Raw genomic sequence first — 25469 nt, 5'->3', positions numbered from 1 at the left:
TCATGGTGTGGCGAATCGGATCGCTTGTGAAAGGAAGTGGAAGTTATGGCAAAATCGTTTGCGTCTTTTGGTTTTCGTCCGGAGCTGATGCAAGGGATTCAAGACCTGTATTATAAAGAACCAACACAAATTCAAGAGGAAGCCATTCCTCTCATTATGGAAGGCAAAGATCTGATCGGACAAGCTCAGACAGGTACGGGAAAAACAGCGGCATTCATGCTGCCGATCCTCAACGCATTGGAAGAGGGAAAACGCGACATTCAAGCGCTCATTCTCACCCCGACACGTGAGCTTTCCATTCAGATTGCAAAAGAAGTAGAAAAGCTGGGTAAGCACCTGAATGTAAACGTGCTGTCTCTGCACGGTGGAACGGATATCGACAAGCAACTGAGCAAACTGAAGGAAACTGTTCATGTTGTAGTCGGAACACCGGGGCGCGTGCTGGATCATATGAAGCGCGGATCGCTCCATTTCGGACGCATCTCCACATTGGTGCTGGATGAAGCGGATAAAATGATGGAAATGGGCTTCCTGGAAGATGTGGAGCAAGTGATCGTCCACACGCCTTCTCAGCGTCAGGTGCTGTTGTTCTCTGCTACGATGCCTGATTTGGTAAAAAGACTGGCGCACCGCTTCATGAAGCAGCCACCGCATATCAAAATCGAGGGCAAGCAGAAGACTGTGGAGCGCATTGAACAATTTTACTTTGTAGTGAACCAAAGCGATAAGACGGACGCTCTCGTCGATGTGCTGGAGCAAGAGCAGCCGTTCTTGACCATCGTTTTTGCCAATACACAAGTTCGTGTACAGCAGCTTACAGCTCGATTGCAGGAAAATGGCCTGGCTGCGAAAGCGCTGTACGGTGATTTGTCCCAAAACAAGCGGGAACAACTAATGAAGCAATTCCGTGAGATTCGTTTCCAATACTTGATCGCGACAGATATCGCGGCTCGTGGACTTGATGTTGAAGGCGTAACACATGTCATCAACTACGATTTGCCGAATGACGTGGACAGTTACATTCACCGCGTTGGACGTACGGGTCGTGCGGGACAAAAAGGAAAAGCCATCTCCCTCATTTCTCCTCGTCAGAAGAATTTGATGGGGCGTTTTGCCAAAGCCACGAAGGCATCGATCGAGGAGAGAATTTTGCAGGTAGGTCGCCATCTGGATGCGGGTCGCCGTCAGCGCGCAGAAGAACGGGAAGCTCATTTCATTGAGCTGCGGGCGCAACAGGCGAAAGAGCAACAGAGGGAAAAAGACAAAGAGTTCTCTCCAGTACGTGAAGCCTTGAAGAAAAAGACGAAGGTAAAACCGGGCTACAAAAAGAAAATGGCGCGTGAACTGGGTGAATTGCAGACGCAGTACGAGAAAAATCGCAAGAAGGCAGAAGCGATTGCAGCGCGTAAAGCGGGTAAATCAGTGAAGCCTGCCGATGCCAAAAAAGCAGGAAAAGGTGGAGCTGCTCGCTCTGCCAAGGGTGGAAAACCGTTTGGTCAATCTGCCGGGAAATCAAGAGGAAGATAAGAAATGAAGAAGCTGCCCAGATTCGAAAAGGATCTGGGCGGTTTTTTTGTAGAAACGCTTTGGTGTATGAAAGGAAGTTCTTGACTTTATACTCGACTAGAAGGTTTATACTCGGATCGAAGTAATGGGAGAGAAGGTGTGGAATTGTTCAAAATCAGCGAGTTTTCCCGACTGAGTCGAATTCCGTTGCAAACGTTGCGCTACTATGATCAGATTGGGATTCTAAAACCAGCAAAAATCGATGATACGACCGGGTACCGATATTACTGTGCCGAACAACTTCTGCAAATCAATCGAATTGTCATCTTCAAAGAATTGGGGTTCTCATTGCAGCAGATTGCGCAATTGCTTCACGAGAATATACCAGCCGAACAAATTCGGGGGATGTTAAGGCTCAAAGAAAATGAAATCCAATCCCTACTGGAGATGGAAATGTCAAAGCTTGCCCGTATTAAAGAACGGGTGCAGCTCGTTGAACGGGAGGGAAGGATCGAGAAGGAGCAAGAGGTGGTTTTGAAGCAGGTAGATGGTATGCACTTGATTTCCTATTCAGCACGGGGTGTTGCTGAAGATATTCCTTGGCTGTTTCAAGTATTCGACAGCTTGCTTGATGCCAGCCTGAAATCATCCTTGACTGGTCCCAAAACAGTGCTATGGAAGGAAAGCGGAACGAAGGATCAGCTTTTCGAATTTGGGGTGGGCTACGCCAGTAAAACAGAATCTGTCAAACTTTCTGAGCAAATGGAACGAAGCTTCTTGCCTGCCGAGACAATGGCTACGCTACTATTCCGTTCGGATTCGACTTTTAAAGAATCAGCTTGCCTGGATCTGGCTACGTGGATTGAACAGCATGGTTATTGTATTCGAAGCGAGCAGCCCGGCAGAGAAATCTATGTTCCCTTATCAGAAGAACCTGGAGTTGAGCTCATAGAAATCCAGATTCCAATTGAAGCAAGGGGGCAAAAATGAGCATGGACAATAAATGGGTTGTCTATATTCTCGCTTTCGCCGTTTTCTTGATTGGGACAGTGGAGTATCTAGTAAGCGGCATCATTCAAACGGTGGCAGCTGATCTGGCTGTCACGACATCGTCTTCCGGATTGTTTGTCACTGCATTTGCCCTTTCTGCGGCAGTAGGGGCTCCCATAGTCATCGCTGCTACGATCCATCTTGACCGAAAAAAATTATTACTCATGATGCTTGGCATTTTTATGCTGAGCAACTGGCTGGTCTATGTGAGTCCTTCCTTTGAGATGATGCTGGTTACACGCATGATCCAAGGACTCAGTGGAGGAGTTGCTACTGTTGTTGCGATGGCGGTATCTACACGGCTAGTTGAAGAGGGCAATCGTGGGCGAGCAATCGGCATTATTTTGATGGGATTGAGCAGCTCGCTCGTACTTGGCCTCCCAGTTGGCACTTTTTTAAGTGAAGGGATTGGCTGGAGACAGCTGTTTATTTTAATTGGACTGCTGGGCTTGATTCCGCTGCTTGTCATTTATAAAAAAGTCCCGCCTATAAAAGCACAGGAGGCTGTAACACCGCGGGCACAGCTGGCTGTTATAAAAAATAAAAAGATTCTGGCCGCGGTTGTTATCACGCTGTTGTACATCGGCGCTTATTCAACATTGTTTACCTATATTGCGCCTTTCCTGCGAACCCGGGCAGAGCTTTCGGCATCCGAGATTTCCGGGATTCTGTTTCTAGCAGGCATTTGCAGTTTTATGGGATCAAAAATTGGGGGGGTTATCGCAGATCGCAAGGGGCCGAAATTTACGATTTATTTTGGACTCTCCCTTCAGGCAAGTATGCTGCTTTTGCTTTCGGTCATGGATGGAGTGATTACTGCCCATATCGTGATCATCATGCTGTGGATGCTCGCCACTTGGGCAACGTCTCCAGCCCAACAGCTATATCTGGTTACCCAGGTGCCCCATTCGCCCGACATTGCGCTTAGCATCAATACATCCTTTATTCAATTTGGCTTCGCTTTGGGATCATGGATTGGGGGACTGGTGATCAGCAACTCCTCTGTGGAGCATCTAGGCTGGTCCGGATTTGTTATTGCGTCGCTGTCACTGTTGCTCGCGATCCGCTTGTTTTCATTAAAAAAAGAGCAGCTGTCATCGTAGGAAGATGGCGGTATGATGCCTTTTCGTCTCTCTCGGCAGCATTATTTTAGGAAAACGCCCCAAGATAATTCGCGTGGCAGAAAAAACGAAGGTTAAATCCTGTTGTTTCTTTAAAAAATACGGTAATAGTGTCGAACTCCTTTTTATTCTGAATAAATTGGTATAATCATGATAAAAAGGAGGGGCACCACTATGGACCGGATTGATGAACAAATCCTCCGCTTATTGCGGGAAAATGCCCGAATCACCAGCTCAGATATCAGCAAGCAGGTTCATTTGTCCGTGCCTGCGGTCTCCGAGCGAATACGAAAGCTGGAGGATACAGGACTCATCAAGCAATTCACGGTGAAGCTGGATCGGGAGCAGCTAGGGCTTCACCTGATTGCGTTTGTGATGGTGCAAATCGAGAAAACGGAGCATATCGCTGGCTTCCGTGAAACGGTATTGCAGGCAGACTGTGTGCTGGAATGCCATCATATCGCGGGAGCTTACGATTATGTATTGAAGGTTGCCGTAAAAGGGACCGCTGATCTGGAACGATTCATCTCTGAAACATTGAAGCAAGTAGAAGGTGTAAGCAAGACGAATACGATGATTGTCCTGTCGTCCATGAAAGAGGAGATGTGAACCTGATGGCAATCTGGAACGGCTTGTTATTCGGGATGATGCTCCAACTATCGGTTGGTCCGGTTTGTCTGGCGGTGCTGCATCGATCGATGACCGGGCGATTGCGGGATGCGCTTCTCATGGTTCTGGGAGTTGCTTTGGTAGATGCAGCATACATGGCGGGGGCGATGGGAGGATTGTCGCTGTTATTGCAGAGCTATTGGGTCAAACGAATGCTCTTGGTTGCAGGAGCAGTCATTTTGACTTGGTTTGGAATTCAAGCCTTGTATGCGGCAAAAGGAGGGGATGAAGGCGAGCAAGCTCCTGTCAAGCAAGCTCCAACTGGTCGAAACAGCTTTTGGCAAGGGGTGCTTCTGACACTCGCCAATCCTCTTACCATTCTGTTTTGGGCCGGCGTGTTTGGCTCGCTTTTGGCATCTGGCAGTCTTCATCCTTCAATGGAGCTGCTTATGTTTGCCGCAGGCTGTCTGTTATCGACCTTGCTGTTCCTGGGGCTTGTAGCTTTATTGGCCGCGCATTTGTCACGATTTTTTCACCCGCGATGGGTTAAGGCTTTACATGGGTTAAGCGGTGTTTTCCTGATTGGGTTCGGGCTTCTTCTTTTCCAAAAAGGTTGGTCGGTATGAAGGAAGCTTAGTTGCGCTGTCACAAGATGGTGGGTAGCAGGATCAAATATAGCAGAAACGAAAACCTGACCATTTTGTACGGAGTGATCATCATGAAAGCAAGGCTTTTTCAAATGCTATTCCTGTTTACCGGTGTTATTTTGTTGTGGTCGTTCCTCTGGCCAACCGTTGAATATGCAAAAGAAGCACCTCCAACCAAAGCAAAAGGACATGCTCCGGCTGTGCTGACCTATCATCATATCGATGAATCAGATCAGTCATCTGCTACGATTACCCCTGAGCTTCTCAGAAGCCATCTGGTGATGCTGAAAGAGAATGGTTACAATGTCATCGGTATGGAAGCTTTACTGGAAGCACACAAGCAAAATAAGTCACTGCCGTCCAAATCGGTAGTACTTACCTTTGATGACGGATATGAAAGCTTTTATACGCATGCTGCTCCCTTGCTAAAAGAGTTCGGGATGACAGCGACAAACTTTGTGGTCGTGGAATCCACCGACCAGAAGAATCCAAACGAGCTCCCGCATTTAAGCTGGGATCAGATGCGGGAATTGGAGCAGCAGGGAATGACCTTTTATTCGCATACATACGATTCTCATCAGAAGATACCGACGGATACGAACAATCGTAGCGGACCTGCGTTGACGAGTCGTAAGTACTTGAAGGAAGAGGGACGGCTGGAAACGTATAAAGAGTATCACCAACGGATAAAAGCGGATATCTCCCTGGCAAATCAGCGGCTTGTAGAAGAGCTCGGCGAACAGCCTGCTCTGTTGGCATTCCCGTACGGTGCCTATGACGAAACGGTGCTGGACATAAGCAGGAGTCTCGATATTGAGCTGATGTTTGCCGCCAATGAAGGAGAGTACATTCCCGGGAGCAAGCTGCTGTATCGGATGAATGCAGGGACTCCTTCCATGTCAGCAGAGGACTTGGCGATAAAATTGAAAAATCATTTCCGGTAATGTTGGGTATTTTGCCGTATCGCTATAAAAATAGTGTTTTCCTCTAGTGTGATTTGGGTAATAGAATAGGAAGATAGAACCCTTTTTGTGAAAGTACCTTAGTGCAGGGTGTGAGGAGAACCAGTGATGACGACGGATACGTGCTTGAAATGCGGCAGTCCGATGGGCCGGGGAGAGTACAGTTGCCGGGTTTGCGGAGAAAACGAAATACAAGACTACCAGATGATTCGCAATTACGTGAGAGCTTATCCGAATTCGAATGCGATGCAAATTGCCAACGCAACAGGGATATCTGTTTCAAAAATATTGCGCTATATTAGAAATGGCTCTTTGTCCGTAGTAGACAATCCGCCCCGCAGAGGGCGATCATGAGAAAAAGAGAAAAGCCCACAGGCAGTCACGAATGCATTTCGTGTAGCTTTGTGGGCTTTTTTTATTTTTGGTGAAATCTACAACCAACGTAGACCCTTTGGATAATGATTTTTGAGTTGCCCCTCTGATTGCTTGCCCCAACCGATGGAGAATCCCTCTACAGTAACCAGCGTCCAGCCGCTGTCACCATCACGCGTGAGCGCTTCTCCTTTTAAGTACCGCAACAGTTCAGGATCGTCCGCGCCATACGAAGCGACACGGGCTGCCTCCGCAGGGGAGAGAGCGAGCGCCAAGGCGTGTGCAGGTTCAAATCTGTTCTTCTTTACGGTTCCCAGGTGCAGACCGACGCGCGCGACCTTGAGCTTGTCCCAATCAAGCTCGGAAGCAGGGGAGTAGTAGAGCTGCTCGCCAAATAAAAGAAAAGCAGATTCATCTTCGAATGGTTTGGAGAGCGCCGGGAGCGCTTCGGCTGCGAACGTACGCCAGGCTGCCAGGGCTTCTTTTCGACCTGCCGGAGCCGATTTTGCAGCACGCTTTTCTTTACGCTTCCCGGAAGGTTCGTGAACATCAGCGGTCTCACTCTTTTGCAGCTTGGCGAGGTAATGACCTTCTCCCTGTAGACGATGCGGCCATAATCTGGCTGTCAGGGTGAGCTGCTCGTTTTGCGGCGACGCCCACTCGGGTTGACCAGCAGAAAAGCAATCCGCATGTGGCAGCGAGACGATCTCAAATTCTGGGTGACGGCCCAGGAAGTTAACCAGGGATTGCTCATTTTCCAACGGAGCAAATGTGCAGGTGGAGTAGACCAACGTCCCGCCTGGCTTCAGCATAGCAGCGGCCGCTTCGAGAATATCACCTTGCATGACATGGCACTCCGTTACTTTTGCAGGGCTCCAGTCTTCGATTGCTTCGGGTAGCTTGCGGAACATTCCTTCGCCAGAGCATGGAGCATCTACTAAAATTCGGTCAAAAAATTGAGGGAATCGCTCTTGTAAGCGTTCAGGCGTTTCGTTGGTCACGACGGCATTGGTCACGCCGCAGCGCTCCAGATTTTCTGACAAGGCTTTTGCCCGAACAGGATGGATTTCGTTTGCCACAAGCATTCCTTGTCCACGCAAAAACGCTGCAAGCTGTGTCGATTTCCCCCCTGGCGCTGCACACAGGTCGAGGATTCGCTCGCCAGGCTGTGCACCGAGTGCTTCGGCAGCGGACATCGCGCTTGGCTCCTGCAAATAGTACAAGCCGGCGGAGTGAAAAGGATGCTTGCCAGGACGAGCTGGCTCTTTGTAGCGAAAACCGTTTTCACACCAAGGGACTGCTTCAAGAGCAAACGGTGAGATTTTTAAAAAATCGTCACGTCCCACCTTTAACGGATTGACCCGCAAGCCGTGTGTCACAGGCTGATCGTACGAGGAAACGAATGCCTCATAATCGTGTCCGAGCAAGGTTTGCATGCGCTCGGTAAAAGATGTTGGTAAATTTTTTGTCATAACAGCCTCCGATGTCAGATTTTGGCCCCATGTGAAAGGAAAAGATAGAATCATGGCGAATCATAGAGAATGAGGTGAGAGCATTATGGAAGGATCCCGTGCAAAACGCTACCGCTCCCGGCGGAGGAATGACTCTGAAGTAAGCCGGTTTTGGATCATGGGGTTGCTGTTCTCACTGCTGGTGCTCGCTTTTGAATTCTTTATCGAAATACCCGCCGATGCAGATTGGCTGATTGATATGGAGATGGCTTTGTTTTCTGCCAGCTTTACATTGCTTGCTTTTTATCTGCTCGGACTCACCTTTGCCTTTTCGCGCCACCAAAAGGCAGGGAAGATCAATCACCAAATCATCATCTATGTATGGTTGGGTGCGATCTTGTTTCACTTGTTCCTGCTCATCAGCAATTTGTCCAATCAGCATGTGTACAAGGCAGGGATCATTCTGTTTTTAGGACCATTGTTTTTAACTGTCTACCATTTTATCACGTACTTGGCAGCTTTGCGCGAGGAGCGTGAGGAGCAGGAGGCAGCTACGACAGCTACGCTCGAGCGTACGGCCTACCAGATGATTCTGGAGGGTGGGCGTGTATACAGCGAGCTTAGTCGCCTGAAAACAGAATATCCAGAAGTGGAGCAAATGCTTCGTGCCAACGATTTTCACGATAAACTGGAGCGCTATGCTTTGGAAATGCAGCAGTATTTGCAGGTGAAGCATTTTGAGCGTAAAGACGTGGAGCTCTTGGAGGGTCACTATTATTTCTTGGAAAACTTGCTGAGCTTGGCGAAACAACATCCGGGAATAATCGAGTCCCGCGTATATAGCCGCCGAGGTGACAATTGATGGGTACAAAGGAGCGGGAAGCGGATGTTTTGGAAAAAAGACAAAGGCCCAGCAGAAAAAGAGACAGCAGCGACGACAGTAGCAACTCCCACTAGCACGCTGGCAGGACAGCAAGACGCTTGGAAACATGAGCTTCGCGGTCTTTACGAACAGATGGGTGCGATCCTCGCTTCGAACCAAGTGATGAACGCCGAATCCGATCAAATGGTGCGATTGGTGACGAGGATGAAGCGTGTCGTAGAGAATATCCAGGCCATTAACGAGCGGGATGATGAATCTGCGAGCCAGTTGTCGGTTCGAGGAGAGCGCCTGACAGACATCTGTAAACAATCGGTAGCGCGTGCAGATGAAGGCAAGAAGGCTATGACGGACGTTGTGGAAGTCATGAGCCTGCTCGACAAGGAATCGGTCCATACGTCTAAGTCCATGAGCCGCTTGGAAGAGCGTTCTTCGGAAATTACGAGTATCGTCAAGGTGATCAGCGACATTACGAATCAGACCAATCTTCTCGCTCTGAATGCAGCGATAGAAGCGGCGCGTGCAGGTGAACAAGGCCGGGGCTTTGCTGTCGTAGCGGATGAAGTACGGAAGCTGGCAGAGATGACAGCGAACTCGACCAAGACGATTGCTGAATTGATTGGTAAGATTCAGGAAGAAATAAAAGAAGCATTGTCCAACAGTGAAAAAAGCAGCAGTGCGATCAAAAATGGACTTTCCATCAGCAAGGATGCCGCACAGAAGACGGATCAGATCGTGAACGCTTTCCAGGTACTGAACGTCGAAGTGGCAGGTGTGTTGGAAATCATCGCGCATCAAAAGCGATTTGCTGACGATGTGTCCCAGCAGGTAAGTGATGCAAAGGGCTTGCTGGACGAGCTGAATGAAGGCATGACCAAGCACGTGAGAGACGCCAACGCGATCGAGCAAATGCTCGCGACCAGCGTAAAGGATGTCAAAAAGTTATTATGATCATGAGGAAGAATCAGGAGTCCGTATCCAAGCGATGCGGACTTTTTGATATTTATTCACTTCCTTTCACGAAATATTTACATGTTTTGGTTTGACTATTCGAAATGGAGTACTATAATCAAAGTAGGTTTCTCCATATCTTTCCTTTTTTCGACAAAATCTTATCAGCATTCGCTATGAATGGGCAAACCCATTGAAAAATGGGGACGCAAAGCCACGGGCCTAATGTACACGTTACGATGGCAGCCGGGTTGCCAACGAGCAGTGTATGTTGCTGTTTTAGTTTTACGGCTCCTTTCATACGAAAGGAGCCTATTTACTTAACAAAAGGGAGAGGTTGTAGCATGTCAATCCTGCAAACACTGGACAAGCAGTACATCAATGGGGAGTGGCGCGACGGACTTGGCGCGAAGACATTGCAAGATATCAATCCTTACAACGGGGAAGTCATCGCAGAATTCAAAATAGCAAATCTGGAGGATATCGACGCAGCTTACAAGGCGGCAGCCAACGCGAAAAAAGAGTGGGATGAAGTCAATGCGTATACCAAATCCCGAATGTTGGAGCGTGCTGTTCACTATATCGAAGAGCATGAAGAAGAAATCATTCAAATCATCATTCGTGAACTAGGTGGAACCAGACTGAAGGCGTTTTTTGAGATCGGGCTTGTGAAGGATATTATTCGCGAGGCAGCTACATTCCCAGTACGCATGGAAGGAAAAATCATTCCTTCTCCCGTAGACGGAAAGGAAAATCGCTTGTATCGGATTCCGGCAGGAGTTGTCGGCGTCATCAGTCCGTTCAACTTCCCGTTCTATCTGTCGATGAAGTCAGTAGCTCCAGCTCTTGGCGCGGGCAACGGTGTCGTCCTCAAACCGCATGAGCACACGCCAATCACAGGTGGGACTCTCATCGCGAAAATTTTTGAAGAAGTAGGTCTGCCAAAAGGCTTGATCAACGTCGTTGTGACGGATATTGCTGAAATTGGCGATGGCTTTGTCTCCCACCCGATCCCGCGTATCCTTTCGTTTACAGGCTCTAGCCAAGTAGGAAGCCATATCGCGCAAGTGGCAGCGAAGCATTTCAAAAAGGCGATTTTGGAGCTCGGCGGCAATAGTGCCCTGATCGTTTTGGAGGATGCGGATCTCCAGTATGCCGTCAATGCTGCGGTATTCAGCCGCTTTACCCACCAAGGTCAGATTTGCATGTCGGCTAACCGGGTTCTGGTTCACCAGGGTGTATACGATAAATTCCTCGAGCTGTATGTGGAAAAAGTATCTGGACTCAAGGTAGGCGACCCGAATGATCCTGACACGGTAATCGGTCCACTCATCAACCAACGACAAGTCGCCAACCTGATGGCAACAATCGATGAGGCGATACGCGAAGGAGCCGTTCCTGCACTGAAAGGGGAAGTAAAAGGAAATGTGGTCGAGCCGATCGTTTTGACAGGCGTGACCACAGACATGTCGATCGCATCTAAAGAGCTGTTTGGGCCGGCTGTTTGCATCATGTCGTTTGCTTCTGAGGAAGAAGCGATTCGCATGGCGAACGAGACCCCTTTTGGATTGTCCGGGGCGATTCATACACGCGATCTGGAGAGAGGTGCCCAGATGGCCAAACGCATTGAGACTGGCATGATTCACATCAACGATGGAACAATTAATGACGAGCCAATTGTGGCTTTTGGCGGTGAAAAGCATTCCGGGTTGGGACGTTTGAATGGTCAATGGAGCTTAGAGGAATTTACCACGCTGAAATGGATTTCGGTTCAACATAAAAAGCGCCAATTTCCGTACTAATGCCAGCAAATTATTGAGGTGAAGAAGTTATGAACGGATATGAAGAATGGAACGAAACAGAAGCTTCTGAAAAGGGGAAAAACCCAGAACTGCTCGAGGCTTTCATGAAGGTTGCACCATACTTGAATGATTTGCTCACCGATGACATTACCATTGGAGTCTACGACACGGAAAAGCTATTGCGCAATGTGCCTGCCAAAACATTTGCCCTGCAAGTCAAGCCTGGTGATCCACTCCAGGAAGGAGATGTGATCACCAACGCGATTCGAAAAAACACCAAGCAGGCGATGATGGTTCCTAAGGAATTATTCGGTTTTCCCCTCGTCGCACGTGCGATTCCCCTGCATGATCACACGGGAAAAGTCATTGGCGGTGTCGGCATTGGTTCGAGTATGGAGCGAGCCAATGAGCTGTATGAAATTGCGGCAAATCTCTCGAGTGTCGTCGAGCAGGTCAGTGCCACCACACAAGAGATGGCCATGCAGATCGGGAATTTGAACGAGCAAATGAAGGCGATCTCTGAGCAAGCCAATGATGTGAGCCAAAGTACGACTGAGATTGAGCAAATTACGCTCGCCGTGAAAAAAATCGCGGATCAAAGCAATATTTTGGGACTGAATGCGAGCATTGAAGCGGCGCGAGTAGGAGATGCAGGGCGTGGGTTCGCTGTCGTTGCGAATGAGGTTCGCAATATGGCGACAGATTCACGGGCGAATGCGGACAAAATCAAGCAAACCACGGATTCCATCCGGGATTTGATCACCCTGCTCCAAAATTCGATTGAATTAATCAATCAAACCATGGAGAGTCAGGCAGCCGCTACGGAGGAAATTTCTGCGACGATGGTCGAGGTGAGCGGCAATACGCAAAAGCTGGCAGGGCTTGCCCAAGAAGTGTTTGAAATAAAGTAAGTCCATACATGTAACGAAAATCCCCTCTCAGGAGTCTAACTTTAGAGAGGGGATTTTTTCCTTTAGTTCTATTGTGTGGTGGGTAGCGGTTGCTCCAGCATATAGCGATACACCGGGACTTCATCGCCCTTTTCAACGGGCAAGAAGTTAAACGTGACGTAGCTGTCCACTGATTCCGGTTCCAGAGCCAATGCAATGAAGTTCGCGTTTGGCTGGGCCATGCTGAACACGTAACTACCCGCAGGAAAGGTTTTCGTTGTTTCTGTTACATTTGCAGTCACTTGATTGGTGAAATGCCCATTCTCGTAAATCGTATTCACGTTGTTTTCCAAAATGGTGTAGCTCTCTACCGCTATCGTTGTTTCTTTGGATAGCTTGCTTACCGAAACACCGAGCAATTCCAGCTTGGCCGCAACGTCATGGTAGCCTGGAGGCATGAGGTAGGCAGTAGGGCGCTCGCGTTCGAGTATGGGATAGGCATCCGTGGAGCTTACCCAGTCAATGGGGGTAGACACTTTTTTTGCTGTGGCTAGATCGACCACCTCGAGAGACTGACCCGATACTCGCTTGTTCTCACTCAGGATGACGAGTTTGTCGTTGTCGTTTGCTTTTTTGCCTTTTTCCGTGATTTCTGAGCGTGCCTGGGTCACGGCGGACTTGATGGCTTTGGCGTTGGCCGCTGTTGATTGAATGACAGCAGCGTGAGTCATGGCCTGACTGTATACACGGCGCTCAAAATCGGCGCGTCCAATGCCGATGCCGCGTGTTTCCACCAAAAACGTCAACGTGTTTTTCAATCCTAAGGCATTGCGTCCGATTCTTGTCTCTGTGCTGCCTTCTGTTGCGGTCACCTTTCCGTCCTTGCCTTTTGCCAGCGTATAGTAAGCGTGATGAGAAAGCTGCTCCTTGTCGAGTGCTTTTTGAACGTCAGGCAAAAGCAGGTTGTCTGACATTTTGCGCAGGCCGGCGGGGATATTCAAGTTTTTCGCAGAGGAGATCAGAACATCGTAGGAAGAGATCGCGCCTTTTTCGCCAACATCGCGAAGCTGGCTGGAAGAGACGCCGTATTCGTGGGCGTCAAGCACCACATCAGGTTGATAGGCATTGATGGCTTGGTGAACCGCTTGCACCTCTGGATATTCTACCTTCATGTAATCGCGGTTGGCATCCAGCTCTGTCGCGATGTAGCGTTTGAACTGGTAGGAGCCATCCGGGTTGATGCGAGGAACAATCGCAACGTTTACTTTATCCAGGAGGTCGGCCCCAAGCTTTCCTTCTGCCAGCCATTTGGCGATCACAAGAGCAGATTCACCAGAGGCAGGTTCATTTCCGTGGATTTGTGCCTGTAGCCAGATGAGTGGCTTCTCTTTGTTTTGTTTGAGCTTGCCGTGGTCTTTGCTGAATAGCAGCAGGGGGATGTCCCGACCTTCCAATGACGTACCGATGGATAGCAGCTGGACGTCATTGTTGCCTACAACCAATTTGCTTATGTAAGCCATCATTTCTTCCTGGGACGTAAAAGCCTCTTTTCCTTCTTGGAAGCCGGGTGTCCCAAACTGGATAGTTGGCTTGGGAAACAAGCTCTCAATCTGTGCAGGCTGTACATAGGTTGGCCCTATTCCGTAATAAGGAATGTGGGTCTGTGGTTCAGCTTGGCTGGCATGGATGATTGAGGGGCTGGTGAACAGAGATATTACGAGTGCTGTAGAAACAACGTAGCGTACTTTCTTGTCCATAAATTCCCTCCTGCGAAATAGAAGTAGACACCTATGGTTAATTTATCAGACTATTGTAAAAATAATAATCACTACGAAATGTTCATTTTAAAGTAGGACTTTCGGTTCTCCTTTAATAGAATTGGGGGATGACATGGTCAGAAAAATCAGCAGAATGCTCCTTTTGATGACGGCCATCGCCGTATGTAGCTTCTTTCCGAGCGATATTTCTGCAAATGTATGGAAAAAACCGACAGAAACAGAGAATGTTGAGCAACTGAATGGCGCGATTCATCAAAAACAAGAATTTCGATTCCCAGATGGTGCCACGTATTGGGCCCATAAAATGACAGGTCAGCGCAATATGATGCCCTACATTTTCACCATTCCCATTCAGGGTAACAGTCAGAACATGATGTTCCGCTACCGAGCCTATGATGAGTCGAAGAAACCGTATTGGAAGGTTGTCACGCTTGATCAAGTCCAGACCCTTCCGCTTGCCTCTGGTTTTTTAGAGACGGAGGGCAGGTATATTTGGTTAGGCAAGCCCATTACCTACGTGGATAAAGGCAGAGCCACGATTGAAGAAAAGCCGGCATTGGCGTTGCCAGTCGAAGTAAAACAGACGCCTTCTGGTGTCGAACTCGTGATCAAGTTGCCGATGAAAGCAGGCTTTATCAGCGAAATGTGGGCGCTCGATTCGAGAGATCCGCTCGTTCCTTGGGGAGAAAAAATGTTTGACAGCATCTGGCTTAACTTGGACGTTACGGAAAAGGCAAAATGGCTGTACGATGGGTATTACTATCAAAGTCCTTCTACGTACGAGCCGACTTCGGAGTCCTCCTTTTGGCGGATTCCCGAGAATTATGTCCTTCGCTCTTTTTTATATACAGGTGGAAGCAAAGCTGCACGGGATATGGGCTATGTGATGCTGAAAGCGAGCTTGAAGCAGCAGGAGCCTGAGGGGTACTGGAAGACGCAGCCGCGCTCCTTGTGGCTAAGTGGCGATTACGGGATACCAGAGGGCTTTTACGATACGAGATTCAACACAGGAGCGGCTGATCTGATGCTGCGGGGCTGTGATCAGTATCAAGAAAAGGACTTTTGCCAATCAGCGAAAAAATATGCTTCTTACTTTCACAATCACGCAGCCAAGAACCGTTTTGTCATCAATGGTGTACAACAAGGATGGCTGGTTTCTGACTACGCGACAGCATCGAATCCGATGATTCAGACACATGTTTCTTTGAATCATCAGTTGGCGGAGATCAATTTTCTCTACAAAAGCTACATGCAATTTGGCGATCGGACTGACAAAGATTTAGCGGATACGATGCTCTACGGTGTCGTAAACCTCGGATCGCAGTGGATACTCGGAAATGGCGATTTGCATTACGCTTATTTTCCGGACGGGACATTCGGCAGGAAGGATTATCCGTTCTTGACCTACAATGACTTGGTCGAAACACAGCGTTTGTACCGTCAACTGCACGGGATGGATGAGATGACGCTTGCGATGTTGATTGACAGTAAATGGATGTGGATGCAGTTGAATAATGTTCAGTATCGGTAAGTAAAAGAGCTAAATGATAATGAATGTGACCCTCACTAAGATCAAGTTAAAGTGATTTTATTGAGGGTTTTTTGTTTTTGTATACTTTTTGCATTTTGTTGACAACAAAATCCCAAAAATGTGTAATGATGGTGGAGGTGTACGCAGCATGGCATATTCAATATTAATCGCTGAAGATGATCCATCCATATCCGAACTAATCAAAATGACATTAGGCGCCTCGGGCTATGTCTGTAAAGTTTCATCCGACGGTAACACGGCGTTGAACGATCTCGAAGAAAAGGAGTATCACTTGGCACTCCTTGACATCATGCTGCCTGGAGTTGACGGGTTCACACTGTTGGAATCCTTTAAGAAAAAGAATATCCCGGTCATTTTTGTAACAGCCAAGACAAGTGTTATGGACAAAGTACAAGGTTTGCGTCTTGGTGCTGAGGATTATATTACAAAACCTTTTGATTTGCTGGAGTTGTTGGCACGCGTGGAGGTCGCTCTGAGAAGAAGTCATCAGATTGTATTGGAAACATTGACCGTAGGCGATGTGACAGTGGATTACCATAGCCGCAAAGTGTACAAAAATAAGCAGCTCGTCACGTTAACCCCGAAGGAATATGAGCTGCTTGAATTTTTGTTGCATAATCCGAATATTGCTTTTTCTCGTGAAAGTTTGCTGAATCAGGTCTGGGGTTATGACTTTTATGGCAGCACCCGAACAATTGATACACACATCTTGAATCTGCGCACAAAATTAGGTTTGTCCGATCATATTCATACGGTGCACAAAATTGGTTATCGAATGGAGCTGTAAGATGCGTGAGAGGATGAAGAAAACTCCTCTGTGGATGCGAATCTATCTCATGGTGTTCGGATTGGTGACAGTGGTCATCGTCTTTGTTTCCTACCGGATCATCGAGGTTTCCATTGAGTACAATCTTCAAAGGGAAATCAGCAGTTCTCTTGAGAACCATAGCATGATCGGGAACTCACTGAAGATGTATGAAAGTACGATTGATGATTACTATCCGACGTTGCTGAAAGACATTTTGGCGAAATCTTTTCAAAATTATGGGCAGTATTTTACTGATAAGAGAAGCCATCTTGCCATAACGGGGGAATCTGGCGAGAAGCATTATAGCAGTATATCGAATGAAGAAGAGAAGGCAATGAGTCTTGTCCCACCCAAAGATGGCAGAAGAAGCTATGTGATTCGAAACATAGATGCGCGCACCGTGCTGTTTGTTTCGAGCTGGATGAAAATGGATGACCAACTGCTTCGATTGGATTACGCCCATGACATAACGAGTCTGATCGATGACCAGAAGTCACTCTCCTTACAGATCTCTTCTTGGGTATTGGGTGGGTTGACGGTCTTTGCGGTTGGCTTGTTTGTCCTGATCAGACAAGCCTTGCGTCCACTCGGCCTGTTAAGCAAACAGGCTCAAGGGATTGCAAAAGGAAGCTATCAGCATCGCATAACGGTTCAGCATGCCGATGAGATTGGCCAGCTCGCGGTTGACTTCAATTATATGGCGGAGGCGATCCAATCCAACATGGAGCTTCTGCAGAGGGGCGTAACGGAAAGAGAGGCGTTTATCGCAAGTCTCGCCCATGAATTCAAAACACCGCTTACATCCATCATGGGCTATGCCAGTTTGCTTCAGAATTATCACCTGGAAGAAAAAGACGTCGAGCAGGCCCTGCGTTTCATTCACTCGGAGAGCAAGCGGCTTGACGGTATGTCCAAAAAGCTGTTGGAGCTTTTCCGCCTTGGAAATGGGGAGCCACCGAACAAGCAGCAAGTCGATGTTTCTTCCCTCATGCAGCAGTTGAAAATCATTTCCCAGTTTACGTTAGACAGAAGGGGGCAAACGTTGGAAATAGCGTATTCTGTCTCTACCGTTACTGTCGATCCGGAGCTTTTTTTGGTGTTGTTAAGCAATTTGGTGGAAAATGCCTCCAAAGCGTCTGAAAACGATACAGTCATACGACTTGCTGTTTATGCAGAAGACTCTTTTGTTGTTTTTTGCGTGGAGGACCATGGCTATGGGGTGCCGGAAGAGCATTTGGCGAATGTGTTTCAACCATTTTTTATGCTGGATAGCTCGAGGGATCGAAAAAAGAACGGACACGGTTTAGGGCTGTCTCTGTGCAAAGCGATTGCCACGGCACACCATGGAAGTATTTATATGAAAAGCCGATTAAACGGGGGAACATCGGTTTATACAAAGGTTCCAGTACAAACTTCGACGTAACGGTGGAGGCATCTATTGCGAAATTTCAAGAAAATAAAGATAAAGTCCCATGGCTTCATGCTTAGTCTTGTTGTTATCGGCATACTAGGTGCGGCTGCCTTCTTTTCTCCGGCTGCTTTCGGCCCGGCTGTTCTGGATAGCAAAAAGGATGTCATCATGACGGAAGCTTCTCCACCAGCAAACGTGGAAAACGAAGAAACCACTCTGAAGCAAAATGATGAGAAGAATAAAAACTTCTATGATCCGTTGACAAAGGAACAGGCGGCTCCCTTTATTCGGATAGCAAGAGAAGCGTTCGTAGCGCAAGGCATGGCCCCCCCTGAAACTGGTTATTGGATCAGCAGCACTGTGACGAAAGGTAGAAATCATGTTGAAATATCCTGGTATCCCAATGGCGTTGTTTTTGGCCAAGAGACTAAGATCAAGGAAAAGGTTTACTACGCACTGTTTTACAACGCTGATGTGGACAAAGGCGTAGGGAAAATGGTTGAACTTGGGGTAGTTTGGAATTACGGTGAATCTCATTGGTATGGCGAAAACGTAGAATAAGAAGCAGAGAGTGTAAGGAGATAGAATTGTGGAAAAACTGACACAAACAAAAATAAAGATGGGATTATGGCTAAGTATTGGAGTGTTGGGCGTGTTAGCCCTCGCTTTGAGCTACTCCCCGACGACATTTGGCTTGGCTGAAATCAATAAAAACAAGGATGTTATCCAAACGGAAACAACAGCGTCAAGCGCTTTACAACCGAAAGAGGATGAAGAGCAGCAGGAAAAGAAGAAAAACGATAATCCGAGACCCACCAAAGAAAGTTCAGTGAGTTTAAGTCTTAATGACTTTAGTAAAGAACAGCGAGAGCCCTTCGTCAAGTTGGCAACTGATGCATTTATCGCCAATCATATCGACCTTCCTGATAGTAATTACGAGCTTGATATTTTCGGTGACATAAGCGAGGAAACAACGACCGCTGAGATATGGTGGCATCCAAAAGTAAAGGCAGGAGCCGAACGACCTTTCAAAGGACTTCAGGAAAGCTATTTTGTCAATTTGACCGATGTGGATTTTGAAAAAGGGACAGGCACAATTAAAAAGATCGAGATTTGTATACGCAGGGACATCGCATCGTTCAAACCAAATACGATGTTCGCCCCATATATTGACCAAGCAAAAAAAGTTTGGAAAGACAAGAATATCAAAATTCCGCAAAGTGGCTACGATCTGGCAGGATGCTTGCTCATAAAGCCCATTACGGAGAAAGAGACGATAGCGCTTGTCGATCTTTACTGGTACCCAATATATACGAGAAGCAATAATGTTTATCAAGCTGTTCATGACAAGCTTTATTACGTGCAATTTTCAGATGTTGATTTAAAAAAAGGAACAGGTACAGTTGAGAACGTAGAAACAGACGAAGAAGAAACGAGAATCGTGCAAGAAAAAGCACCAGAGCCGATTATCAGGCGTGTAAAACTGACACCATCACAGGTAGCCCCTTATATCCAGATGGCAAAAGACGCTTTTCAAGCGAAGCAGGTAAAACTTCCTGAAAGTGGCTATTGGATTAGCAGCACGATTTCGTACTACGATGATCAACCGAAACGACCACCAGAGGTGGATATACGCTGGTATCCCGACGGCGTTGCTGAAGGGACTGATCATGCTTATATAAAGGAAAGGGTTTATATTGCTTCGTTTGATGACGTTGATTTGGACAAAGGAATAGGTGAATTAATGTACCTTGAAGTTAGGAGAAAAGATCCTTCGTAACAAGCTCCTCATAGCATGTGGACGAAGAACATGGAGAGTCGCGTATAGCGGCTCTTTTGTTTTGACAAAACCTTGACAACCTCCCGATTAAACCATGACAATCAGCAGCTATTCTATGGATGACGAGTAGAAACACTCGATCCAACGCAAAAACCTTGGAGGTAGTACGATGAAAAAGTCCAAAACGAAAAAAACGGCTGCATGGTTAAATCTCTCTGTTATGAGCGTATTGACAATGACAGCCATGTTCTCCCCTGTAGCTGCCAGCGCCGCACCCAACGATACGAAGAATAACGTTGCAGCCGAGGCAACAGAGGAGGAATTTGATCTCTTGAAATTGACAGATCAACAGGCGGCTCCGTTTCTTGCAAAAGCAAAAGAAGCATTTCAAGCGAAAAACGTTTCTCTCCCAGAAAGTGGTTACAAGGCTCGGAATTATGGTAGCAAAAAAGACAATACCTTGACCGTCGTATGGCGATCTGAAACCAACATGAAGGACAAGGCGTATGTCGCCGAATTTGAGGACATTGATGCAGTGAAAGGAACAGGGACTCTCAAAACGGTAAAGGTTATTAATCGTCCTGGTTCCTTCGAAGAGGAGCTGACAGAAAAACATGCTGCTCCGTTTATTGAACAAGCAAAAGAGGCTTTGAAAGCAAAAAATATAACTCTGCCAGCGAGCGGGTACAAGATGTTAAGCAGCAGCCGTACTTATGACGATGTGCTGGAAAGCGTTCAAATTACCTGGCGTCCTGATGCGGGGCAAAAGGAAGGAAAATATTACTCTGTGCAATTTGCAGATGTCGATCTGGAGAAAGGAACGGGGATTATCGATGATGTCTATGTAGAAAATTATGATGAGCTCATTGCTTTGGAAGAGGAGGATGAAAAGGATAAACAGGAGGACAGAGAACAAGAGAAGGACCTCTTGAAATTGACAGATCAACAGGCAGCTCCGTTTCTTGCCAAAGCAAAAGAGGCTTTGCAAGCAGAGAAGATTGAACTTCCGAAAAATGGATATAAGGTGACGCATTTCGGGAGCAAGAAAGACAAGACCTTACAGGTTCTATGGAGTGCGGAAGAACAATCGAAAGGGTATGTTGTCCATTTTGTTGATGTCGATGTCGAGAAAGGCACAGCGACAGTAAAAAATGCAAAAGTGATCAATGAGCTTGGCGTCGTTATGGGAGATCTTCCACAAGAACAAGCTGCCCCTTTTATTGAAAAAGCAAAAGAGGCTATGAAAGCGAAAAATTTCACCCCATCTGAAAGTGCATACGAAATTTCCGCTACGGGTGTGACAGTTGACGATGTTTTGCAATATATTGACGTTTACTGGTATCCAAATGGAAATCCGTCGGCGAAATATAAGGTGCACTTTACCGGCGTCAATTTGGAGAAAGGAACAGGCACAGTGGAAGATGTTGTTGAATATAAGCGCTAATTGAAGAACCCAGCCGTTTCCCTGTAAGCTTCAGGGAAGCGGCTTCTTAATCAGGTTGCGCTTTTCAAAGGAGAGCAGTCTTCTCGTTTTTTTCAAATGCGTCGATGCTCCCAATACAACGTCCCATTCTTTCGTACCACAGGCAGTGCATCGATACCGTTGACGCTTTACCGGTATCTCAATGACTTCATTATTGATGAGATCTTTGTATATTTGGTGTTTATTATCAGATTTGTGAAAGTTCCCATTCCCACAATGAAAGCAAATGATAGGGGCAACAATTGTAAAATTGCATTCGTTGATAATGATTTCTCACCTTCCGAGATGTGTCGCACAAAGTTGTAGTAGAGGTAATAAAAAAGAATAAAAATAAATAAATTTTGTTAGCACGACCATTTTAACAACGAAATATTGGTTAGTAAACTGCCCAGTTATGGAATAGCAATGTCTAGACTAGCGGGACACTGTTCGATGTGATTGAGCATAAAAAATTGCCGATTTTCCCTTTCATAAGGTGTGACCGGCATACTTATCTAAAATTGAGAGCATTCTGATCTATTTCCGCAAAGCAAATAAGGTCAAAAAGCTGACAGCCTCCTGCAGCTCTACGCTTAAGCGGCCCGCGATATCTGGCGTAATTCCCTCTTTGTATACCGGCTCTTCGCCCAGCAGTGTGAAGCCATTTTCGCTCGCCAACTGCTTGGCTTCCCAGGGCATCATCGTATTCTGGATCGTCGTCTCTTCATATAGTCTGCGATAGCTATGTGCGCGTGGGCCAGCTGTAGGACCGAGGATACCCAAGACGAGAATTCCTCCGGGTGCGAGCACGCGGTGAAGCTCCAAGAGTGCCTTGAGCGGAGATGGTGTGAATTCCACTACGTTAATCGAGAGCACACCGGAGAAAGAATCATTGGCAAAAGGAAGATTGCTGATGTCTCCTGTCTGAAAATGAACAGAGCCTGGGAAGGAAATGGCCCGGTCATGAGCAAGACGAATCATTTCCCCGGCAATGTCGATGCCCTCCACTTGATAGCCGTGCTCTGCAAGCTTGCAGCTGGCATAGCCGTCCCCACAGCCTGCATCGAGAACTGGGCCAGAGCCGACAGGTACATGCTTCATAAAATAGGGGAGGATGGTGCTTCGGCTCCCTTTTTCCCACATGTGCTCACTTCTTTTTCGCCAGTCTTCTGCAAATTGATCCCATTGCTTGGCTGCTTGTTCCGTCCATTGGCTCATCATTGTTCACGCCTTTCTCTTCGATTGAACGATACCGTTATGAAGAAAAACTCCGGTCGAGGCGGCCGGAGCTTTTCGTGGAAGTTGTTTTACGTCAAAGGATCATGGTTTAGGGATATGCGGGACCAAATCAGCAATTTTTTTATTCTTTAGCGTATGCATCATTTGCTGCTCGGCGTCAGCCACAACCTGTTGAATCAGACAGGCACTATCATGATGGAAGCTGCATTCAAACAAGGAGGTTGTCCCTTCAATGGCTTGGATAACATCTAGAAACGATATATCATCCTGATTGCGTTTGAGCTTGTATCCGCCATTTGCTCCAGAGACCGAGTGGATCAACCCAGCTTTGACCAGTTTGGTCAGCATTTTGGATAGGTACGTTTGTGAAACGCCCAGCTTTTCTGCCAAAAGCTGAACACTAACGGGTTTATCAGGGGCTTCTGCTACCAGATAGAGCATCGCATGGAGGGCATAGTCTGTTGCCTGTGAATACTTCATAAGACACCTCAATCATGGACTTAATACATCCATCATAAAGTGAATGGGGAGCATGAGCAAGGGGAAGAGTGATTCGCGCTGTCATCCTGCACTTTCGATGCCCATTTTTGGATGGTGCAACTTGACACAAAAATTCTTTAAGGGATATTATAGATACGATAAGTCTACGAATGAGTTATTTGAAATGATCAAAGTACAGGGAGTTATTTTTTGTCTCTATTAAGGATATTAGAGGTCTCTAATAGTCATTTCGATTAACTGTTCAACATAAAAAGGGAGGAAAGTACAAATGAGCATTTGCCACACGACAGATACTACGTTTCAACATGATGTAAAAAGCGAGGGCTATACTCTCGTCAATTTTTGGGCACCTTGGTGCGGGCCATGCCGCTTTTTTGGGCCGATACTCGAATCGTTTGACGGGGAGCATAGCAGCGAAGTGCGAGTCCTAAAGGTCAATGTCGATGAACAAACCGAGATTGCTAATCAATATGGCATTATGAGTTTGCCAACGACCATTTTGCTCAAAAACGGGGAATTGATCGACAAAGTCGTAGGAGCTGCTCCTCTAGCGGAACTGAAGCAATTTGTTTTCAAAAATAGGTAGTGGGAAAATGCTGGTAAGCCATCGGTCAACTTGATCGGTGGCTTTTTGGTATCCAGTGGTTACTCGTATGCGTACTTTAATAAATGAAAGCGTTTGAGCGTTTTCGCGTTGTTCCGTGTTCTTGCAAGGGGAAGCGCTTCCAATGTACTCTCAAGATAACGACAAAATAATCCCAATTCACAAAATAATGTCAATAATTGAACAAGAAAGCGGAGGGGTAGTTAATGAGCAATACCGATTTTTTCCCGATTCAGGACTGGGACTACCTGGAGTTTTATACAGGGAACGCCAAGCAAGCCATGCATTATTTCACAAAAGCGTTTGGATTTGAAGCAGTAGCCTATGCGGGCTTGGAGACAGGCTCTCGGGAAAAGGTTTCCTACGTTTTGAAGCAGAAGCATATGACGTTCGTGATCAGCGGGGCGCTTACGCCTGACAGCCCGATCGCGGATTTTGTGAAAAAGCATGGGGACGGCGTCAAAGACGTTGCCCTGCGCGTAGAGGATTGTGAACAGGCTTACCGGGAGGCCGTTTCTCGCGGAGCCATTCCGATCATGGAACCAACTGAGTATACCGATGAATTCGGGACGGTCAAAAAAGCGATTATCGGTACGTACGGCGAAAACATTCATTCCTTTATCGAACGAAAAAATTACAACGGACCATTCTTCCCGGGCTATAAAGCTTATCAATCTCCAGTCAAGGGAGAGAGTACGGGTATCATCGGCATCGACCACATCGTCGGTAACGTCGAGGTCATGGATGAGTGGGTAGAATATTACCAAAAGGTCATGGGCTTTACAGCTGTACAAAATTTCAGTGAGGACGACATCTCGACGGAGTATTCTGCGCTCATGTCCAAAGTGATGCAAAGTGGAACCGGACGCATCAAGTTCCCGATTAATGAGCCGGCAGAAGGACGCCGCAAGTCGCAGATTCAGGAGTTTTTGGAGTTCTACAAAGGGCCAGGCGTACAGCATATTGCCATCCTGACCAACGATATCATCGACACTGTATCGAAGCTGCGTAATAACGGTGTAGATTTCCTCATGGTGCCAGATGCGTACTACGAAGATTTGAAAGAGCGTGTAGGGGAAATTGATGAAGACATTGAGGCGCTGAGAAAGCTGGGGGTCTTGGTCGACAGAGACGACGAAGGCTATCTCTTGCAGTTGTTCAGCAAGCCGATTGTGGACCGTCCGACGCTGTTCATCGAGATTATCCAGCGCAAAGGAGCGCGTGGCTTCGGGAATGGCAACTTCAAGGCACTGTTCGAAGCGCTGGAGCGCGAGCAGGAGCGCAGAGGTAACCTGTAATTCATTGAGGGAACGAGTATGACAAGACCATCTCAGGCTGAAAACGCTGAAGGGATGGTCTTTTTTTGTTCGCGAAGCAGAAAAAATAAAATCTCATGAACTATTTCACCGCCTCTATCATCTATACTAATAGGAACCAAATATTGGAGATAAAAGGAGGCTTATACAATGTGAGCATCAAGAGGGAAGTTCAGCAAGACATTCAGCTAGCCCAGGACGGCAGTGCAGAAGCTTTTGCCAGAGTCATTCAATTGTACGAGCGTACCTTGTATGGCTTGGCACGAACCTATGTCGGGCGGGACGAGGATTGTGCCGATGTGGTGCAGGATACGGTAATGAAAGCATTCAGAGCCATTCGAACGCTGCGAGAGCCTGCTTATTTCAAAACATGGATGATCCAAATTCTCATAAACGAATGCAGACAGTGGCAGCGAAAAAAGAAACGAAGTCCAACCGTAGAGCTGTCTCCGCTACAAATAGAGGAGAAAGCGGTACAGGCTCCCTACGAAGCCATTGAACTAGCAGAAGCAGTATGGAAGCTGGAGCATGAGCTGCGCATCGTCGTTTGGCTTCACTATTACGAGGATTTGCCGATCAAAGAGGTCGCCTTGCGGGCAGGTGTCCCGGAAGGCACAGTGAAATCCCGGCTGCACCGGGCTCGCGTGCTGCTTGCAGAAGAGCTGGAATCCTCCCAGGAAAGGAATGTGGACGATGACCCGACTTTCATGCGGAAGCTGAGTCTGGATGACTTGGTTCCGCTATCAGCCGCATAAGTACACAGATGTCCAAAAGAGA

The 25469-nt window shown here is 47.2% G+C and carries 24 protein-coding genes and 1 riboswitch; of the genes, 20 read left to right on the top strand and 4 right to left on the bottom strand.

What is annotated here, in order from left to right:
- Positions 1–45: 45 nt before the first annotated feature.
- From C7R91_RS05195 to C7R91_RS05165, 7 genes are all read left to right on the top strand, one after another.
- Positions 46–1527, top strand: a complete 1482-nt coding sequence (locus tag C7R91_RS05195) for a DEAD/DEAH box helicase (RefSeq protein WP_047071634.1) — start codon at positions 46–48, stop codon at positions 1525–1527.
- A gap of 144 nt (positions 1528–1671) precedes the next feature.
- A complete protein-coding gene (locus C7R91_RS05190; protein WP_047072031.1) occupies positions 1672–2496 on the top strand; it encodes a MerR family transcriptional regulator in 825 nt (274 codons plus the stop codon).
- A 2-nt stretch (positions 2497–2498) separates the two neighbouring features.
- A complete protein-coding gene (locus C7R91_RS05185) occupies positions 2499–3659 on the top strand; it encodes an MFS transporter (RefSeq protein WP_047072033.1) in 1161 nt (386 codons plus the stop codon).
- Positions 3660–3851: 192 nt separating this feature from the next.
- The gene (locus C7R91_RS05180; protein ID WP_047071635.1) at positions 3852–4286 is read left to right on the top strand and encodes an Lrp/AsnC family transcriptional regulator; all 435 of its coding nucleotides are present in this window, start codon (positions 3852–3854) and stop codon (positions 4284–4286) included.
- A 5-nt stretch (positions 4287–4291) separates the two neighbouring features.
- Complete coding sequence (locus C7R91_RS05175; protein WP_047071637.1) at positions 4292–4912, top strand: LysE family translocator; 621 nt, start codon at positions 4292–4294, stop codon at positions 4910–4912.
- Positions 4913–5004: 92 nt separating this feature from the next.
- Positions 5005–5877, top strand: coding sequence for a polysaccharide deacetylase family protein (locus C7R91_RS05170; protein WP_047072035.1), 873 nt, complete (start codon positions 5005–5007; stop codon positions 5875–5877).
- 126 nt (positions 5878–6003) lie between these two features.
- Positions 6004–6249, top strand: a complete 246-nt coding sequence (locus C7R91_RS05165) for a hypothetical protein (protein WP_047071639.1) — start codon at positions 6004–6006, stop codon at positions 6247–6249.
- A gap of 77 nt (positions 6250–6326) precedes the next feature.
- Here the strand turns inward: C7R91_RS05165 and C7R91_RS05160 are convergent, their stop codons facing one another.
- Positions 6327–7739, bottom strand: coding sequence for an RsmB/NOP family class I SAM-dependent RNA methyltransferase (locus C7R91_RS05160; protein ID WP_047071640.1), 1413 nt, complete (start codon positions 7737–7739; stop codon positions 6327–6329).
- 85 nt (positions 7740–7824) lie between these two features.
- Here C7R91_RS05160 and C7R91_RS05155 point away from each other — a divergent pair, with 85 nt between their 5' ends.
- The 4 genes from C7R91_RS05155 (at position 7825) to C7R91_RS05140 (ending at position 12262) form a co-directional block, all read left to right on the top strand.
- Entirely contained in the window at positions 7825–8580 is a 756-nt protein-coding gene (locus C7R91_RS05155; protein WP_047071642.1) for a hypothetical protein, read from the top strand.
- 24 nt (positions 8581–8604) lie between these two features.
- A complete protein-coding gene (locus C7R91_RS05150; RefSeq protein ID WP_047071644.1) occupies positions 8605–9549 on the top strand; it encodes a methyl-accepting chemotaxis protein in 945 nt (314 codons plus the stop codon).
- Between the two features lie 173 nt (positions 9550–9722).
- A riboswitch (cyclic di-GMP riboswitch) is annotated at positions 9723–9808 on the top strand.
- 85 nt (positions 9809–9893) lie between these two features.
- Positions 9894–11351: a benzaldehyde dehydrogenase gene (gene yfmT / locus C7R91_RS05145; RefSeq protein ID WP_047071647.1), complete on the top strand. Its 1458-nt coding sequence runs from the start codon at positions 9894–9896 to the stop codon at positions 11349–11351.
- 29 nt (positions 11352–11380) lie between these two features.
- The gene (locus tag C7R91_RS05140; protein WP_047071648.1) at positions 11381–12262 is read left to right on the top strand and encodes a methyl-accepting chemotaxis protein; all 882 of its coding nucleotides are present in this window, start codon (positions 11381–11383) and stop codon (positions 12260–12262) included.
- A 68-nt stretch (positions 12263–12330) separates the two neighbouring features.
- Here C7R91_RS05140 and C7R91_RS05135 read toward each other — a convergent pair whose 3' ends face one another.
- A complete protein-coding gene (locus C7R91_RS05135) occupies positions 12331–13998 on the bottom strand; it encodes a M14 family metallopeptidase (RefSeq protein ID WP_047071650.1) in 1668 nt (555 codons plus the stop codon).
- Between the two features lie 133 nt (positions 13999–14131).
- Between C7R91_RS05135 and C7R91_RS05130 the strand changes: the two genes are divergently transcribed.
- The 6 genes from C7R91_RS05130 to C7R91_RS05105 all read left to right on the top strand — a co-directional run bounded on the left by C7R91_RS05130 (position 14132) and on the right by C7R91_RS05105 (position 21014).
- Positions 14132–15550, top strand: a complete 1419-nt coding sequence (locus C7R91_RS05130) for a hypothetical protein (RefSeq protein ID WP_047071652.1) — start codon at positions 14132–14134, stop codon at positions 15548–15550.
- 148 nt (positions 15551–15698) lie between these two features.
- Positions 15699–16358, top strand: a complete 660-nt coding sequence (locus tag C7R91_RS05125; protein ID WP_047071653.1) for a response regulator transcription factor — start codon at positions 15699–15701, stop codon at positions 16356–16358.
- Positions 16359–16371: 13 nt separating this feature from the next.
- Positions 16372–17802 (top strand): sensor histidine kinase, encoded by a 1431-nt coding sequence (locus C7R91_RS05120; RefSeq protein WP_236697918.1) that lies wholly within the window; start codon positions 16372–16374, stop codon positions 17800–17802.
- Positions 17803–17817: 15 nt separating this feature from the next.
- Positions 17818–18351 (top strand): hypothetical protein, encoded by a 534-nt coding sequence (locus C7R91_RS05115; protein ID WP_047071658.1) that lies wholly within the window; start codon positions 17818–17820, stop codon positions 18349–18351.
- A 28-nt stretch (positions 18352–18379) separates the two neighbouring features.
- Positions 18380–19570 (top strand): hypothetical protein, encoded by a 1191-nt coding sequence (locus C7R91_RS05110; protein WP_047071660.1) that lies wholly within the window; start codon positions 18380–18382, stop codon positions 19568–19570.
- A 169-nt stretch (positions 19571–19739) separates the two neighbouring features.
- A complete protein-coding gene (locus C7R91_RS05105; RefSeq protein ID WP_047071662.1) occupies positions 19740–21014 on the top strand; it encodes a hypothetical protein in 1275 nt (424 codons plus the stop codon).
- Positions 21015–21569: 555 nt separating this feature from the next.
- On the opposite strand, the gene C7R91_RS05100 is transcribed toward C7R91_RS05105, so the two are convergent.
- Complete coding sequence (locus C7R91_RS05100; RefSeq protein ID WP_174769364.1) at positions 21570–22250, bottom strand: class I SAM-dependent methyltransferase; 681 nt, start codon at positions 22248–22250, stop codon at positions 21570–21572.
- Between the two features lie 102 nt (positions 22251–22352).
- Positions 22353–22751 (bottom strand): RrF2 family transcriptional regulator, encoded by a 399-nt coding sequence (locus C7R91_RS05095; protein WP_047071665.1) that lies wholly within the window; start codon positions 22749–22751, stop codon positions 22353–22355.
- 289 nt (positions 22752–23040) lie between these two features.
- On the opposite strand from C7R91_RS05095, the gene trxA reads away from it, so the two are divergent.
- The 3 genes from trxA to C7R91_RS05080 all read left to right on the top strand — a co-directional run bounded on the left by trxA (position 23041) and on the right by C7R91_RS05080 (position 25447).
- Positions 23041–23358: a thioredoxin gene (trxA, locus tag C7R91_RS05090; protein WP_047071667.1), complete on the top strand. Its 318-nt coding sequence runs from the start codon at positions 23041–23043 to the stop codon at positions 23356–23358.
- Positions 23359–23582: 224 nt separating this feature from the next.
- The gene (gene hppD, locus C7R91_RS05085) at positions 23583–24674 is read left to right on the top strand and encodes a 4-hydroxyphenylpyruvate dioxygenase (RefSeq protein WP_047071669.1); all 1092 of its coding nucleotides are present in this window, start codon (positions 23583–23585) and stop codon (positions 24672–24674) included.
- Positions 24675–24844: 170 nt separating this feature from the next.
- Entirely contained in the window at positions 24845–25447 is a 603-nt protein-coding gene (locus tag C7R91_RS05080) for an RNA polymerase sigma factor (protein ID WP_047071670.1), read from the top strand.
- The last annotated feature ends 22 nt before the right edge of the window (positions 25448–25469 follow it).

Source organism: Brevibacillus formosus, from assembly GCF_003013405.1.
In the GTDB taxonomy this organism is placed as follows: domain Bacteria; phylum Bacillota; class Bacilli; order Brevibacillales; family Brevibacillaceae; genus Brevibacillus; species Brevibacillus formosus.
This window is presented reverse-complemented; position numbering and strand designations above follow the sequence as displayed.

What these genes read in the sequence shown, in the direction of transcription:
- C7R91_RS05195 (WP_047071634.1), top strand. Translation starts at nt 46, where the DNA reads ATGGCAAAATCGTTTGCGTCTTTTGGTTTTCGTCCGGAGCTGATGCAA.
- C7R91_RS05185 (WP_047072033.1), top strand. Translation starts at nt 2,499, where the DNA reads ATGGACAATAAATGGGTTGTCTATATTCTCGCTTTCGCCGTTTTCTTG.
- C7R91_RS05180 (WP_047071635.1), top strand. Translation starts at nt 3,852, where the DNA reads ATGGACCGGATTGATGAACAAATCCTCCGCTTATTGCGGGAAAATGCC.
- C7R91_RS05175 (WP_047071637.1), top strand. Translation starts at nt 4,292, where the DNA reads ATGGCAATCTGGAACGGCTTGTTATTCGGGATGATGCTCCAACTATCG.
- C7R91_RS05170 (WP_047072035.1), top strand. Translation starts at nt 5,005, where the DNA reads ATGAAAGCAAGGCTTTTTCAAATGCTATTCCTGTTTACCGGTGTTATT.
- C7R91_RS05165 (WP_047071639.1), top strand. Translation starts at nt 6,004, where the DNA reads ATGACGACGGATACGTGCTTGAAATGCGGCAGTCCGATGGGCCGGGGA.
- C7R91_RS05160 (WP_047071640.1), bottom strand. Translation starts at nt 7,739, where the DNA reads ATGACAAAAAATTTACCAACATCTTTTACCGAGCGCATGCAAACCTTG.
- C7R91_RS05155 (WP_047071642.1), top strand. Translation starts at nt 7,825, where the DNA reads ATGGAAGGATCCCGTGCAAAACGCTACCGCTCCCGGCGGAGGAATGAC.
- C7R91_RS05150 (WP_047071644.1), top strand. Translation starts at nt 8,605, where the DNA reads ATGTTTTGGAAAAAAGACAAAGGCCCAGCAGAAAAAGAGACAGCAGCG.
- yfmT (WP_047071647.1), top strand. Translation starts at nt 9,894, where the DNA reads ATGTCAATCCTGCAAACACTGGACAAGCAGTACATCAATGGGGAGTGG.
- C7R91_RS05140 (WP_047071648.1), top strand. Translation starts at nt 11,381, where the DNA reads ATGAACGGATATGAAGAATGGAACGAAACAGAAGCTTCTGAAAAGGGG.
- C7R91_RS05135 (WP_047071650.1), bottom strand. Translation starts at nt 13,998, where the DNA reads ATGGACAAGAAAGTACGCTACGTTGTTTCTACAGCACTCGTAATATCT.
- C7R91_RS05130 (WP_047071652.1), top strand. Translation starts at nt 14,132, where the DNA reads ATGGTCAGAAAAATCAGCAGAATGCTCCTTTTGATGACGGCCATCGCC.
- C7R91_RS05125 (WP_047071653.1), top strand. Translation starts at nt 15,699, where the DNA reads ATGGCATATTCAATATTAATCGCTGAAGATGATCCATCCATATCCGAA.
- C7R91_RS05120 (WP_236697918.1), top strand. Translation starts at nt 16,372, where the DNA reads ATGAAGAAAACTCCTCTGTGGATGCGAATCTATCTCATGGTGTTCGGA.
- C7R91_RS05105 (WP_047071662.1), top strand. Translation starts at nt 19,740, where the DNA reads ATGAAAAAGTCCAAAACGAAAAAAACGGCTGCATGGTTAAATCTCTCT.
- C7R91_RS05100 (WP_174769364.1), bottom strand. Translation starts at nt 22,250, where the DNA reads ATGAGCCAATGGACGGAACAAGCAGCCAAGCAATGGGATCAATTTGCA.
- C7R91_RS05095 (WP_047071665.1), bottom strand. Translation starts at nt 22,751, where the DNA reads ATGAAGTATTCACAGGCAACAGACTATGCCCTCCATGCGATGCTCTAT.
- trxA (WP_047071667.1), top strand. Translation starts at nt 23,041, where the DNA reads ATGAGCATTTGCCACACGACAGATACTACGTTTCAACATGATGTAAAA.
- hppD (WP_047071669.1), top strand. Translation starts at nt 23,583, where the DNA reads ATGAGCAATACCGATTTTTTCCCGATTCAGGACTGGGACTACCTGGAG.